This window comes from Peteryoungia ipomoeae (assembly GCF_004912165.1).
In the GTDB taxonomy this organism is placed as follows: Bacteria; Pseudomonadota; Alphaproteobacteria; order Rhizobiales; family Rhizobiaceae; genus Allorhizobium; species Allorhizobium ipomoeae.
On sequence record NZ_STGV01000002.1, the window covers coordinates 522845 to 536276 of the forward strand.

Here is a 13432-nt window from a genome sequence, read left to right on the forward strand (position 1 = left end):
CTTCGGCAAAATCATTCAGGACAGCCTGTCCATGGTCAGCTTGGCGAAACCCATCGCCTGCTATGTTCTTGCCAAGATCACCGGCATCGAAGTTTTTCTCATGACGATGAAACATGAAGACACGGGTCTGACACTGGCGATGCAATTCGCGCGCAGCTTTAGTCGTGCCCTCCAGGAAACAGCTTCTGGCCTCGGTTTTTCTTCCGGCCAGTTTCCAATCCTGACAGAACTCTGGAAAGAAGAGGGCCTGACACAGCGCCAGCTTCTGGACCGCGTAGAAGTCGAGCAGGCGACGATTGCCAACACACTGGCGCGCATGGAGCGCGATGGCTTGATCGAGCGCAGACCGCATCCTCGGGATCGCAGAGCACAGCAGATTTTCCTGACGCCCAAGTCTCGGGATTTTCGCGAGGGAGCCACCGCTGCCATCGACGAGGCGGAAGACATCGTCTTCGCCGGCTTTCGGCGGTTCGAGCGCGAACTGCTCAAAGAATATATTCGCTGCGCCATTAAGAACACACGGCGCTTGCGACCGCTTAATCACTCTTCAGAAAAATTGTGAGGTCTGCAGCCTCGAAACGACGGACCGATTGCACTATCGTCCGCAGCGATTTCAATTCTGCAGGATAATGACATGACGGATCTCTCCCCCATTTTGGCAAAAGCCGACGAGGCGCTGCCGCAATGTCTTGAGCGACTTTTCGACCTGGTACGCATTCCCTCGATCTCGACGGATCCAGCCTATAAAGCGGATTGCCGCAAGGCGGGTGAATGGCTGGTGAAGGAGCTGGCAGATCTTGGTTTTGATGCCTCGCTGCGCGACACGCCCGGCCATCCCATGGTTGTCGCCCATCATGCAGCGGAGCGCGAAGATGCCCCGCATGCTCTGTTTTACGGACACTACGACGTGCAGCCGGTCGATCCTCTCAATCTTTGGGAAGACGATCCGTTTGCGCCCGCCATCAAGACCAAGGAGGGGCATGAGGTCATCACCGGTCGCGGCACGTCTGATGACAAGGGCCAGCTTCTGACATTCGTGGAAGCCTGCCGCGCTTATAAAGCCGTCAAGGGTTCGCTGCCGGTGAAGATCACCATTCTTTTCGAAGGCGAAGAAGAATCTGGCTCCCCCTCCCTGAAGCCTTTCCTGGAAGCCAATGCGGCTGAACTCAAGGCCGATTTCGCGCTCGTCTGCGACACGAGCATGTGGGATCGAGAGACACCGGCCATCGCTGCAGCGCTACGCGGATTGGTGGGAGAAGAAGTCACGATCACCGCCGCCGATCGCGACCTGCATTCCGGCCTGTTTGGCGGCGCTGCTGCCAATCCGGTCCACATCCTGACCAAAATCCTGGCCGATCTGCACGACGAGACCGGCAAAGTGACCTTGCCCGGTTTCTACGACGGCGTTGAAGAGACCCCGGCCAACATCAAGGCGTCCTGGGAGAGCCTCGGCCGCACTGCAGAAAGCTTCCTCGGTGAAGTCGGCCTTTCCATACCGTCGGGCGAACAAGGTCGCTCGGTCCTAGAACTGACCTGGGCGCGACCGACGGCAGAGGTTAACGGCATAATCGGCGGTTATACTGGTGAAGGCTTCAAGACTGTCATCGCCGCCAAGGCATCGGCCAAGATTTCCTTCCGCCTCGTCGGTACACAGGATCCAGCGAAGGTGCGCGAAAGCTTCCGGGCATTCGTCCGCAGCCGGATCCCGGCCGATTGCTCGGTGGACTTCCACGAACACGGCGGATCACCAGCCATTCAGCTGTCTTACGACTCGCCGGTCCTGACCAAGGCGAAAAACGCGCTATCGGACGAATGGCCGAAGCCAGCCGTCATCATCGGCATGGGCGGCTCAATCCCGATCGTCGGCGACTTCCAGAAAATGCTCGGCATGGATTCGCTGCTGGTCGGGTTCGGCCTGACGGACGATCGCATTCACTCGCCGAACGAGAAGTACGATCTGAATTCCTATCACAAGGGTATTCGCTCGTGGATCCGCATCCTTGATGCGCTCGCCAACAGTTAAGGCAAAAAAGCAAAAAGGCCGGTCAAAAACCGGCCTTTCCTTTACGCTTCAACGCGATCCTGCCAGTACATCCGTGGTCAGGGGCGAAAGCGTGCCATGCGATTATCGGGATGCCGGTCTACCGAAGCAGTCATCATCCGTGAGACACATGATCTCCTCGGATGATTAACAACCGGTTAACCGGATTGGGTTTCTACTGATTTAGCGAAACCGCACTCCCTCGCCTGGTGATCCCTAGGTGGGGAGCCGCGAAGAACATTTCAACTCCTTGTCGCAGGATTTGAGGTTGAAGGCGATCATTGTCATGGTCTAGCCTTGCGCCATGAGCCTCGAATCCGTCCGGACTTACTTCCAAGCACACGCCCCCGACATCTCGGTTCTTGTGACCGAGACGAGTTCGGCGACCGTTGCCCTTGCGGCAGAGGCGCATGACGTCGAACCAAACCAGATCGCCAAAACCATTTGCGTGCGCATCGGGGAAGAGCTCGCGCTCGTCGTGACCGCGGGCACGCGCCGGCTGGACAATCGCAAGTTCAAGGATCGCTTCGGCGTGAAACCGCGCATGGTGGACGCCGACCTCGTCGTCGCCATGACCGGCCACCCGGTCGGCGGCGTCTGCCCCTTCGGTTTGCCGCAGCCGATCAAAACCTATTGTGACCTGTCCCTTCGCGCCTTCGACGAAGTGCTTCCGGCCGCCGGAGCGACCAACGCGGCGGTACGCATTGCTCCTTTGCGACTAGCGGATCTGGTGGATGCGGAATGGGTCGATCTCTGCCAGTAATCCGGGCACGCAACAGCTTCGCTTCTGCTTAACGCCCCCTTAAATCGCCGCATTTATTCTGCATTTGCGTCACATCCGCCCGAACAAGGGTGTTTCGCTGATCTGAAACAGCCTCGCTAACGTCGTGGCGACGTCAACCCTGTCCTGAAGACAAGCATCCGGAGCAAAAGTCCCTTGGTCAGCCGAGGCAAAAATCGCGATCGAATCGAGCCCACTTTCGAGGATGACCTGGAAGACGAAGAGCTGCGCGCGGATCAGGATGATCGCATCAGTTCAAAGCGCAAAGGCAAGCCAGGACGAAAAACAGCGGTGAAAGGTGCTCGCGGCAGGCGCGGCACGATGAAGTCATCTGGCGGCGGGTTCAGCTTCGGGAAGCTGGTTTACTGGTGTTTCGTTCTCGCAATCTGGTGCGGTATCGGTCTTGCAGGCCTGATCGGCTATTATGCCGCTCAAATGCCAAGCGCCAGCAGCTGGTCCATCCCTGAACGCCCGCCAAACATGAAGATCGTCTCGGTGGAGGGGACGGTGATTGCCAATCGCGGTGCGACGGGCGGGGAGGCTTTGCCTCTCGAAGAAATCTCACCCTACATTCCGCAGGCTGTGATGGCGATCGAGGACCGCCGCTTCTACTCCCATTTCGGGGTTGATCCCTATGGCCTTGGCCGCGCGATCTTCACCAACATCACCAGCGGACGCGCGGTACAGGGTGGCTCGACGCTGACGCAGCAGTTGGCAAAGAACCTGTTTCTCTCGCCGGAACGCACCGTAGAGCGAAAAGTCCAGGAAGTCCTGCTCGCCTTCTGGCTCGAGCAGAAATACACCAAGGACCAGATCCTCGCGATGTATCTCAATCGCGTCTATTTCGGTTCGAACGCTTACGGTGTTGAAGCTGCAGCACGGCGCTACTTCAACAAGTCGGCACGCGACGTCAATCTCGGAGAGGCCGCCCTTCTCGCTGGCCTTCTCAAGGCACCGTCGCGCCTTTCGCCCGCCCGCGACCCGGAGGCCGCGGAAGCGCGCGCCCAGGTCGTTCTGCAGGCGATGCGTGAAGAGGGTTATGTTACCGAAGACGAAATCAAGACCGCCATGACCCAGTCGCCGACCAAGGCGAAACGCTATTGGAGTGGTGCTGGCCAATATGTGGCCGATATGGTGCGTGACGAGGTCACGGGCCTCATCGGCAAGGTGACGGAAGATATCGTGGTTGAAACCACAATCGACCTGTCTCTGGAGGAAAAGGCTGAGGCTGTCATCACCGAGGCGCTTGAGGCGCAAGGGACCAAGTTGAAGGTATCTCAAGCGGCACTTGTTTCGCTTGATGGCACGGGTGCGATCCGTGCGCTGATCGGCGGACGCGACTATGCCGAAAGCCAGTTCAATCGTGCCGTCAAGGCCAAGCGCCAGCCAGGCTCAGCATTCAAGCCCTTCGTCTATGCTGCCGCCCTGGAGCTGGGTGTACGCCCGAATTCCGTTCGCAACGACTCGCCGATCCGGATTGGCAACTGGACCCCGCAGAACTACGACCAGAAGTATCGCGGCCCTGTGCGTGTGTCCGCCGCCCTCGCAAGCTCCTTGAACACGATCGCAGCGCAACTCGTCATGGAGGCGGGGCCGGAACAGGTGGTCAAGGTCGCCCATCGCATGGGTATAGCCTCAGAGCTGCAGGCCAATGCCTCGATCGCGCTTGGCACGTCGGAAGTGTCTCTGGTTGAACTCACATCCGCCTATGCGCCCTTCATGAACGGCGGATACAAGGCGACACCCTATATCGTGCAGCGCATTCTCAAAGCAGACGGCACGCTGCTTTACGAGAACAACTATCTCGAGCCACCTCGGGTGCTCAACGAAAACATTGTGGCTGCAATGAACGGGATGATGAAGGACGTCATCGATCGCGGCACGGGTAAGAGCGCCAAGCTGAAAGGCTGGGAAGCAGCCGGCAAAACCGGTACGACACAGTCTTTCCGTGACGCGCTCTTTGTCGGTTACACCAGCAACCTGACCACCGGCGTCTGGTTCGGCAATGACAATGGCGAGTCGATGAAGAAAGTCACCGGTGGTGGACTGCCGGCGAAGGCCTGGCATGATTTCATGACGGCGGCGCATCAGGGACTCGATCCGGCCCCACTTCCGGGCGCAAGCTACCATGAACTGGCACCGGTTGACGACCCGGCGGTGATCGGCTCGGTTGCCTCGGATGCAGTGCAAGGTGGATCGGGCCAAATCGATCCACGTGACGTGCCGCGGGATATGCGAGAACCCTACCCTCAAGATGACTATTACGCCTCCGAGTATCCGATCGAAGAAGGATACCCACCCGAGGAGTTCTATCCAGGCGAGGAAGACCGCATTCTGGAGGGCCCTGTACCACCAGGCGAAGTAGGCGGAGGCTATGGAGGGGGCGAGGGCAGGCGACGGACTACGCTCATGGATTTCCTGCTGGGTCAATGACTTGGGCATGCCGCGGCGGGCATGAAAAGCCAGGGCCTTAGCTTGGCTGGAAAGGCGCATTGCCGGCGAGCAAACAATGGGTCAGAAAGTTTCCGCAATCTGTTCTTTTTACTGAATTCCAGCCGATTTCGAGCCTTGCAGTCTAAAATTCCGCTTCTTATATACGCGACATAACCGCAGCGGTGCTGCAACAGATCCAAGACCATCCACGTCGAGGGGCTATCAGGAAATGCCTGCATAGGGTTCCGACAGCCTGCTTCAAGGAGAGAATAGAATGGCAAAAGTAATCGGTATCGACCTTGGCACGACCAATTCTTGCGTTGCCGTCATGGACGGCAAGGACGCAAAGGTCATCGAAAATTCCGAAGGCGCACGCACCACGCCCTCCATGGTGGCTTTTTCCGACGACGGCGAGCGCCTTGTCGGTCAGCCGGCCAAGCGCCAGGCGGTCACCAACCCGACCAATACCCTCTTCGCCGTCAAGCGCCTGATCGGTCGTCGCCACGAAGATCCGACCGTTGAGAAGGACAAGGCCCTCGTTCCGTTCCCGATCATCAAGGGCGACAACGGCGACGCATGGGTCGAGGCTCAGGGCAAGGGCTATTCGCCTTCGCAGATCTCCGCGATGATCCTGCAGAAGATGAAGGAAACGGCGGAAGCTTATCTCGGCGAAAAGGTCGAAAAGGCCGTCATCACTGTTCCTGCCTACTTCAACGACGCGCAGCGCCAGGCAACCAAAGATGCCGGCCGCATCGCAGGTCTTGAGGTTCTGCGCATCATCAACGAGCCGACCGCTGCCGCCCTCGCCTACGGTCTCGACAAGAAGGACGGCAAGACGATCGCCGTCTACGACCTTGGTGGCGGTACCTTCGATATCTCGGTTCTGGAAATCGGCGACGGCGTCTTCGAAGTGAAGTCGACCAACGGCGACACCTTCCTCGGCGGTGAAGACTTCGACATGCGTCTCGTCGAATATCTCGCAGGCGAGTTCAAGAAGGACCAGGGCATCGACCTCAAGGGCGACAAGCTCGCGCTGCAGCGTCTGAAGGAAGCCGCCGAAAAAGCCAAGATCGAGCTGTCCTCCTCGCAGCAGACAGAAATCAACCTTCCCTTCATCACGGCAGACGCATCCGGTCCGAAGCACCTGACCATGAAGCTGACCCGCGCGAAGTTCGAAAGCCTGGTCGATGACCTCGTCCAGCGCACGATCGCGCCTTGCAAGGCAGCGCTCAAGGATGCTGGCGTGACGGCAGCCGAGATCGACGAAGTCGTTCTCGTCGGCGGAATGAGCCGCATGCCGAAGGTCCAGGAAGTCGTCAAGCAGCTGTTCGGCAAGGAGCCGCACAAGGGCGTAAACCCGGATGAAGTCGTGGCGCTCGGCGCAGCGATCCAGGCCGGCGTTCTGCAGGGTGACGTCAAGGACGTTCTTCTGCTCGACGTAACCCCGCTGTCGCTTGGCATCGAAACGCTTGGTGGCGTCTTCACACGTCTGATCGATCGCAACACGACAATCCCGACCAAGAAGAGCCAGACCTTCTCGACCGCCGAAGACAACCAGCAGGCAGTCACCATCCGCGTATCGCAGGGCGAGCGCGAAATGGCGGCCGACAACAAGCTGCTTGGTCAGTTCGACCTCGTAGGCCTGCCGCCGTCGCCGCGTGGCGTTCCGCAGATCGAAGTCACCTTCGACATCGACGCGAACGGCATCGTTCAGGTTTCGGCCAAGGACAAGGGTACCGGCAAGGAACAGCAGATCCGCATCCAGGCCTCCGGCGGTCTGTCCGACGCCGACATCGAAAAGATGGTGAAGGACGCCGAGGCTCATGCCGAGGATGACAAGAAGCGTCGTGCCGTCGTCGAGGCCAAGAACCAGGCCGAAAGCCTTGTTCACTCGACCGAAAAGTCGCTCAAGGACTACGGCGACAAGGTTTCCGAAGCCGACCGCAAGTCGATCGAGGATGCCATTGCCGAACTGAAGTCCTCGCTCGAATCCTCCGATCCGTCGCCGGAAGATATCCAGGCCAAGACACAGACGCTGATGGAAGTGTCCATGAAGCTCGGCCAGGCTATCTACGAAGCCCAGCAGGCGGAAGCCGGCGAAGGTGGTTCGACTGACGCTGCCGACGACAACATCGTTGACGCCGACTATGAAGAAGTGAAGGACGAAGACGCGAAGAAGTCGGCCTGATGCAGGTCAGCTTCGGGCGTCGGAACACGTCATGGCTGGCGCTTGCGCCAGCCATAGCTTCATTGGTGCTTGCGACGTCAGTCGAGGCGCAGGACAGGGGCCAGATCGCCTCCGCACATCGCCAGGTGAGCGCAGCGGAAGCGCGCGTCGCAAAGGCGATCTCGGCTAAGGACAGCACGGCTCTCTCCCGAATCGGCAAGGATCTCGGTGGCATCATCGAAGCAGCACTTGTGCGGCGTGAGAACGGCGGAGACGTCTCCTCCTGCGAGATGGCGGCACATTCGCTCGCGTTTGTGGCGGTCACCGTCGCCGACGGCATGATCAGCAAGGGAAAAGCGCGCAAGCTTCTCCTTGCCGATGCCGCCTCGGCTTCGACAGATTTCCAGAAGGACATGCAGGCTTGTGACAAGCAGGCTGGCGAATCGTCAGGTTCCCACACGAGTGTTGGGAAAGCTTTGAGAGCTTTGTAAGACCATGGCAAAGGCAGATTTTTACGAGACCCTTGGGGTCGGTCGAACGGCGGATGAGAAGGAGCTGAAAAGCGCCTTCCGCAAGCTCGCCATGAAATATCATCCGGACAAGAACCCGGATGACGCAGAAGCCGAAAAGAAGTTCAAAGAGATCAACGAGGCCTACGAGACCTTGAAGGATCCGCAGAAGCGGGCAGCCTACGACCGCTTCGGTCATGCAGCCTTTGAACAGGGCGGCATGGGCGGGGGTGGCGGCGGGTTCTCCAGCGGCGGCTTCTCCGACATCTTCGAAGATATTTTCGGCGAAATGATGGGCGGTGGACGCGGCGGACGTGCACGCTCGACGGGCGGACGCGAGCGTGGCGCGGACCTCCGTTACAACATGGAAATCTCGCTGGAAGAGGCCTTCACCGGCAAGACGGCGCAGATTCGTGTGCCGACCTCGATCACCTGCGATGTCTGCACCGGCTCAGGCGCCAAGCCCGGGACCAAACCGACGACCTGCGCCACCTGCCAGGGATCGGGACGCATACGGGCCGCGCAAGGGTTCTTCTCCATCGAACGCACCTGCCCGACCTGTCATGGTCGCGGACAGACGATCTCGGACCCGTGCGACAAGTGCCACGGCCAGGGTCGCGTCACGGAAGAGCGTTCGCTGTCGGTGAATATTCCATCGGGCATCGAGGACGGCACCCGCATTCGCCTGCAGGGCGAAGGCGAAGCTGGATTGCGCGGTGGCCCTGCTGGCGACCTTTACATCTTCCTCTCCGTCAAGCCGCATGAATTCTTCCAGCGGGACGGTGCGGATCTCTACTGTTCCGTGCCGATTTCGATGACGACTGCTGCGCTTGGCGGGACCTTCGATGTCGTGACAATGGATGGCGGAAAATCCCGCGTGACCGTGCCGGAAGGCACACAGGCCGGCAAGCAGTTTCGCCTTAAGGGCAAGGGCATGCCGGTGCTGCGCTCGTCGCAGACGGGTGATCTTTATATCCAGATCGTCATCGAGACCCCGCAAAAATTGACCAAGCGCCAGCGCGAACTGCTGCAGGAGTTTGACCAGCTCTCCTCAAAGGAGAACAACCCCGAATCCACGGGCTTTTTTGCCCGAATGAAGGATTTTTTCGATACGCTGAGCGACTGATTTCAGTCCGTGGAAACGAACGAAGGGCGGCCTGCAGAGCCGCCCTTTTTCGTCTCCAACCTGTCCTCGTTGGCAGCTTCGAGCGGATTAATAGTGCGGAGGTTTCGTGATTGCTGGCGCTTCGAGGGCCTGCTCCTCAAGATTGACAAAACGCTCAACCAGTCGATCGAGCTTGAAGCGCATCTGCTCAACGATCTTCCACTGTTCGGCCAGCTGATCCGACAGTTCCTCAATCACGCGTGATTGATGGGCTACTGTTTCCTCGAGCTTCAGCAGGCGATCCTGATCGGTTGTCATGCGCACTCCCTTGTTTGAAATTACCCTGATGGCGCACCAGAAGCCTAAGGTCAAATATGAGGAAGGCGGCCTCCGCGTCAGCGCTGTTTTTTCTTCCTATAGGGCATGAGCATAACGGCCGATGCCGTAACCGTTGCAGCAAAGAGTAAAGCGAGCGGCAAGAACATCATCAGTCCGGTCAGGACCGGTTGGTGCGATCGCAGGAGCGCTCCCCCGACACCGCCAATATCGAGCCAGACCAGAGCACCGGCAACCCCCAGTCCGAGCAAGGCGCCAAAGCCTGCATTGACCGCCAGAAACCGAAGCATATCCCAATGATCGCGACGCGCCTCCTCGGGCGTCATATCGTCCGAAGATTTCATGTGCGCCTCCCTGCTCTCAGGCATACTAACAGAAATCCATGGCGGCCATGCATGCTACAGAGCGTCACAGGTGAAAACCTCAAGGCTTTGCCTTGCCATGGCCCGGCAGAAGGCCTAGCTCAGGGCGACAACGATTTCCGACGATGACCGAAAAGACACAAATCACTCGGCTGAAGCTTACCGACTTCCGCAACTATGATCAGGCTGGGCTTTCCCTGTCGGGGCGGCATGTCGTTCTGGTGGGCGAGAACGGTGCCGGCAAGACGAACTTCATGGAGGCCATCTCGCTGCTGTCCCCCGGTCGTGGCTTGCGTCGCGCAGTGCTCTCCGATGTGCCGCGAATTGGCGCTCCGGGTGGGTTTGCGATCTTTGCAGCGGTGGACGGCATGGCTGGCGATGTTGAAATCGGCACAGGCACGGAAACCGCGGATGATGGAAACCCTGTTCGTCGCCTTCGGATCAACGGGACAACGGCACGGTCCGTCGACGAACTGACGGATCATCTGCGCGTTCTTTGGCTGACACCTGCCATGGACGGATTGTTTACCGGAGCATCTGCCGATCGACGCCGCTTTCTGGACCGGCTTGTCTTGTCGCTGGATCCCGCCCATGGCCGTCGGGCGAATGACTTCGAACGCGCAATGCGCAGCCGTAACAAGCTTCTGTCCGAAGGGCGCTTTGATCCGACCTGGCTTTCCGGCATTGAGCAGCAAATGGCGTCACTCGGCATTGCCATGGCTGCTGCCCGACGAGAGATGATCGGGCTGCTTGCCGGCCTGATCGAGAGCGATCGCCAGACTTCGGCTTTTCCGTCGGCATCACTCGCGCTGACCGGCTTTCTTGATGACCATGCCGATGCACCAGCCTTCGAGCTTGAAGAGCTATACCTGAGCCAGCTGTCTCAAACCCGCTATCGCGATGCTGCAGCAGGGCGGACACTCGATGGCCCCCATCGAGCCGATCTCGTTGTGCGTCATCTGGAGAAGGACATGGAAGCGGGGCGCTGTTCGACTGGCGAACAGAAGGCTCTGCTGATTGGTCTGGTGCTGGCCCATGCGCGGCTGGTTGCGACGATGACCGGATTTGCGCCGATTCTTCTTCTCGACGAGATTGCGGCCCATCTTGATGAGAACCGTAGAGCTGCCCTGTTCGACCGAATCGACGCACTTGGTGGACAAGCCTTCATGACCGGAACGGATCGTGGCATGTTCGAAGCCCTAGGTGACCGCGCGCAGATCGTGTTGGTTGAAGACGGACATTTGGCGACCTGATTTGACCGCACCTGAACAAGGGGTTCTGATGACGAACGAGACGCTCTCGCCCGAGGAAATTGCCCGCTATCAGCGACATCTGCTTCTGCCGGAGGTCGGTGGCCATGGCCAACAGCTGCTCAAGGCCGCGCGTGTCATGGTAATTGGCGCCGGCGGGCTCGGCGCTCCGGTGCTGCAGTATCTTGCTGCCGCCGGTGTGGGCACGCTTGGTATCGTTGATGACGACGGTGTCTCTCTCTCGAACCTGCAGCGGCAAGTCATCCATGACACCGGCACAATTGGCGAATTGAAGACGATCAGTGCTGAACGTGCCATCATCAGGCTGAACCCACACTGCCGCATCCGCCGCTATGAGGAGCGGTTCAACGCTGGTTTCGCCGACACACATCTCAAATCCTTCGACCTTCTGATCGATGGATCGGATAATTTTGCCACGCGCTACGCGGCGGCTGACGCTGCCGAACGTGCGAAACGTCCGCTGGTGACCGGTGCAGTAGGGCGTTTTGACGGTACGCTGACTGTTTTGAAGCCCTATGAGCAAGACGTGGACGGGCAATTGCTGCCGCGGTATCGCGATCTTTTTCCCGAGCCTCCGCCGGAAGGGCTTGTACCGAGTTGTGCAGAGGCGGGCATTGTGGGAGCCTTGACCGGTGTCGTCGGCACGCTGATGGCCATGGAGGCCATCAAGCTCATCACCGGCATCGGAGAACCACTGGTGGGCCGTCTACTCATCTACGACGGACTATCGGCACGATTTGACACCGTTCGCTACAGGCGCAAGGGCTCGGCAGCATGACGTTCGCAATTTCCCGCATCGGCGATGACAGCTACTGTGACTATACAGCGCTGCTGGCAATGATCCTCCGCGCCTTTGCCTATATGGACCCCTTGATCAACCCTGCCTCATCTGCCCATCGACTGACTGCGGCAAGCCTTCAGCAGAAGGCAAAGGATGAAATCGGATTTGCCGTCACAGAGCACGATCAATTGATCGCCTGCACCTTTGTCCGCCCCGAGCCTCCGTGCCTTTACATCGGCAAGCTCGCGGTCGATCCGCGGGCGCAATCACGCGGGCTGGGAAAACTTCTCCTTCAGGAAGCTGAGACGTTGGCTCGGGAGCAAGGGCTGAACATTCTTCGGTTGGAAACACGGATCGAATTGACCGGCAATCACCAGGTTTTCGAATCCTGGGGCTTCCGCAAGACGGCGGAGGGACGTCACAAGGGGTTTGATCGTGCCACCTTCATCGAGATGCAAAAGACACTCGCCTGCCTGCCGGGCTAGTTCCGTCCGGGCAGGACCCTGTTGGGCGGCCGGTGGCCGTCGAAATAAGTCCTGATATTGATGATCACCTTGTCGCCCATGTCGATTCGCCCCTCAATCGTGGCTGATCCGGTATGGGGCAGGAGCACCACCTTGCCATCATTGGCAAGCTTGACGAGCTTCGGGTTTACCGCCGGCTCCTTCTCGAACACATCAAGCCCGGCACCGGCGATCTTGTTGGCACGCAGGCACTCGACCAGCGCATCTTCATCGATGATGTCGCCTCTCGCTGTGTTGACGATGTAGCTTGTTGGCTGCAACAGGGCGAGCCGGCGCGCGGAGAGCAGGTGGAAGGTTGCTGGGGTCGAAGGGCAATTGACCGAGACGATATCCACCCGCGCCAGCATCTGGTCGAGGCTGTCCCAGTAGGTCGCCTCAAGCTCTGCCTCCGTATCCGGATGAACACGCTTGCGATTGTGATAATGGATCGAAAGCCCAAAAGCCTTGGCACGGCGCGCCACCGCCGTACCGATCCGGCCCATGCCGATAATGCCGATACGCTTCCCCCAGATCCGCCGCCCAAGCATCCAGGTTGGCGACCAGCCTTCCCACTCGCCGGGTCGATCCATCAGGACACGCGCACCCTCAACCAATCGCCGAGGCACAGCCAGGATCAAAGCCATGGTCATGTCCGCCGTGTCTTCCGTCAGCGCGTTGGGGGTATTGGTTACGGTGATCCCCTTCCTGGCTGCCGCATCGATATCGATATGGTCCGTCCCGTTCGAGAAGCTCGCGATCAATTTCAGTTGCGGCCCTGCTTCAGCAATGAGGTCAGCATCGATGCGGTCGGTCACCGTGGGCACGAGCACGTCGCAGGTTCTCACTGCTGCCAGGAGCTCTTCCCGGCTCCTTGGCCGATCATCGATATTGAGTTCGGCCTCGAACAATTCGCGCATGCGCGTTTCCACGGCATCGGGCAGTTTCCGCGTGATATAAACCGTGGGTCGTTTGCGTTGCGTCATCGATGGTTCGGTGCCTCGTAAAGAACTCGTTAACCAAGACGGAGGATACTGGATCCTCACAGGGCAATTTCTATCAAACCCGTCGGCGAAGACAACAAAACTCGTCAGTTCGTTTCAATGAAGTGCCCGACTGCCATGTGCTCCCGAGCCCACGGGACAT

13 protein-coding genes are annotated in these 13432 nt (G+C 59.1%); 10 read left to right on the forward strand and 3 right to left on the reverse strand.

Annotated elements, in window-relative coordinates; all coding sequences use genetic code 11:
- Window positions 1-100 precede the first annotated feature (100 nt).
- The 7 genes from FAA97_RS08995 to dnaJ all read left to right on the forward strand — a co-directional run bounded on the left by FAA97_RS08995 (window position 101) and on the right by dnaJ (window position 9057).
- Window positions 101-562, forward strand: coding sequence for a MarR family winged helix-turn-helix transcriptional regulator (locus FAA97_RS08995; protein WP_136598331.1), 462 nt, complete (start codon window positions 101-103; stop codon window positions 560-562).
- Window positions 563-634: 72 nt separating this feature from the next.
- Entirely contained in the window at window positions 635-2023 is a 1389-nt protein-coding gene (locus tag FAA97_RS09000; RefSeq protein ID WP_136598186.1) for a dipeptidase, read from the forward strand.
- A gap of 322 nt (window positions 2024-2345) precedes the next feature.
- A complete protein-coding gene (locus FAA97_RS09005) occupies window positions 2346-2804 on the forward strand; it encodes a YbaK/EbsC family protein (RefSeq protein ID WP_136598187.1) in 459 nt (152 codons plus the stop codon).
- 339 nt (window positions 2805-3143) lie between these two features.
- Window positions 3144-5255 carry a transglycosylase domain-containing protein gene (locus FAA97_RS09010; protein WP_425467412.1) on the forward strand — a complete coding sequence of 704 codons (2112 nt, stop codon included), beginning with the start codon at window positions 3144-3146 and terminating at the stop codon, window positions 5253-5255.
- 274 nt (window positions 5256-5529) lie between these two features.
- Complete coding sequence (gene dnaK / locus FAA97_RS09015; protein ID WP_136598189.1) at window positions 5530-7443, forward strand: molecular chaperone DnaK; 1914 nt, start codon at window positions 5530-5532, stop codon at window positions 7441-7443.
- Entirely contained in the window at window positions 7443-7913 is a 471-nt protein-coding gene (locus FAA97_RS09020; protein ID WP_136598190.1) for a hypothetical protein, read from the forward strand. Before dnaK ends, FAA97_RS09020 begins: the two co-directional genes overlap by 1 nt.
- A gap of 4 nt (window positions 7914-7917) precedes the next feature.
- Complete coding sequence (dnaJ, locus tag FAA97_RS09025) at window positions 7918-9057, forward strand: molecular chaperone DnaJ (RefSeq protein ID WP_136598191.1); 1140 nt, start codon at window positions 7918-7920, stop codon at window positions 9055-9057.
- 87 nt (window positions 9058-9144) lie between these two features.
- Here dnaJ and FAA97_RS09030 read toward each other — a convergent pair whose 3' ends face one another.
- Window positions 9145-9354: a SlyX family protein gene (locus FAA97_RS09030; protein ID WP_136598192.1), complete on the reverse strand. Its 210-nt coding sequence runs from the start codon at window positions 9352-9354 to the stop codon at window positions 9145-9147.
- A gap of 77 nt (window positions 9355-9431) precedes the next feature.
- Window positions 9432-9716: a hypothetical protein gene (locus FAA97_RS09035; protein WP_246041378.1), complete on the reverse strand. Its 285-nt coding sequence runs from the start codon at window positions 9714-9716 to the stop codon at window positions 9432-9434.
- Window positions 9717-9859: 143 nt separating this feature from the next.
- On the opposite strand from FAA97_RS09035, the gene recF reads away from it, so the two are divergent.
- The 3 genes from recF to FAA97_RS09050 are packed head-to-tail and all read left to right on the forward strand — an operon-like array spanning window position 9860 to window position 12271.
- Entirely contained in the window at window positions 9860-10987 is a 1128-nt protein-coding gene (gene recF, locus FAA97_RS09040; RefSeq protein WP_136598193.1) for a DNA replication/repair protein RecF, read from the forward strand.
- Between the two features lie 28 nt (window positions 10988-11015).
- Window positions 11016-11783, forward strand: coding sequence for a molybdopterin-synthase adenylyltransferase MoeB (locus tag FAA97_RS09045; RefSeq protein WP_136598194.1), 768 nt, complete (start codon window positions 11016-11018; stop codon window positions 11781-11783).
- Window positions 11780-12271 (forward strand): GNAT family N-acetyltransferase, encoded by a 492-nt coding sequence (locus FAA97_RS09050; RefSeq protein ID WP_136598195.1) that lies wholly within the window; start codon window positions 11780-11782, stop codon window positions 12269-12271. The genes FAA97_RS09045 and FAA97_RS09050 overlap by 4 nt, the downstream gene beginning before the upstream one ends.
- Here the strand turns inward: FAA97_RS09050 and FAA97_RS09055 are convergent.
- Complete coding sequence (locus tag FAA97_RS09055) at window positions 12268-13272, reverse strand: 2-hydroxyacid dehydrogenase (RefSeq protein WP_136598196.1); 1005 nt, start codon at window positions 13270-13272, stop codon at window positions 12268-12270. The two genes, FAA97_RS09050 and FAA97_RS09055, sit on opposite strands and share 4 nt — an antisense overlap.
- Window positions 13273-13432 lie beyond the last annotated feature (160 nt).

Coding starts and splice junctions, on each gene's coding strand:
- FAA97_RS08995 (WP_136598331.1), top strand. CDS start 101: ATGACGATGAAACATGAAGACACGGGTCTGACACTGGCGATGCAATTC.
- FAA97_RS09000 (WP_136598186.1), top strand. CDS start 635: ATGACGGATCTCTCCCCCATTTTGGCAAAAGCCGACGAGGCGCTGCCG.
- FAA97_RS09005 (WP_136598187.1), top strand. CDS start 2,346: ATGAGCCTCGAATCCGTCCGGACTTACTTCCAAGCACACGCCCCCGAC.
- FAA97_RS09010 (WP_425467412.1), top strand. CDS start 3,144: ATGAAGTCATCTGGCGGCGGGTTCAGCTTCGGGAAGCTGGTTTACTGG.
- dnaK (WP_136598189.1), top strand. CDS start 5,530: ATGGCAAAAGTAATCGGTATCGACCTTGGCACGACCAATTCTTGCGTT.
- FAA97_RS09020 (WP_136598190.1), top strand. CDS start 7,443: ATGCAGGTCAGCTTCGGGCGTCGGAACACGTCATGGCTGGCGCTTGCG.
- dnaJ (WP_136598191.1), top strand. CDS start 7,918: ATGGCAAAGGCAGATTTTTACGAGACCCTTGGGGTCGGTCGAACGGCG.
- FAA97_RS09030 (WP_136598192.1), bottom strand. CDS start 9,354: ATGACAACCGATCAGGATCGCCTGCTGAAGCTCGAGGAAACAGTAGCC.
- FAA97_RS09035 (WP_246041378.1), bottom strand. CDS start 9,716: ATGAAATCTTCGGACGATATGACGCCCGAGGAGGCGCGTCGCGATCAT.
- recF (WP_136598193.1), top strand. CDS start 9,860: ATGACCGAAAAGACACAAATCACTCGGCTGAAGCTTACCGACTTCCGC.
- FAA97_RS09045 (WP_136598194.1), top strand. CDS start 11,016: ATGACGAACGAGACGCTCTCGCCCGAGGAAATTGCCCGCTATCAGCGA.
- FAA97_RS09050 (WP_136598195.1), top strand. CDS start 11,780: ATGACGTTCGCAATTTCCCGCATCGGCGATGACAGCTACTGTGACTAT.
- FAA97_RS09055 (WP_136598196.1), bottom strand. CDS start 13,272: ATGACGCAACGCAAACGACCCACGGTTTATATCACGCGGAAACTGCCC.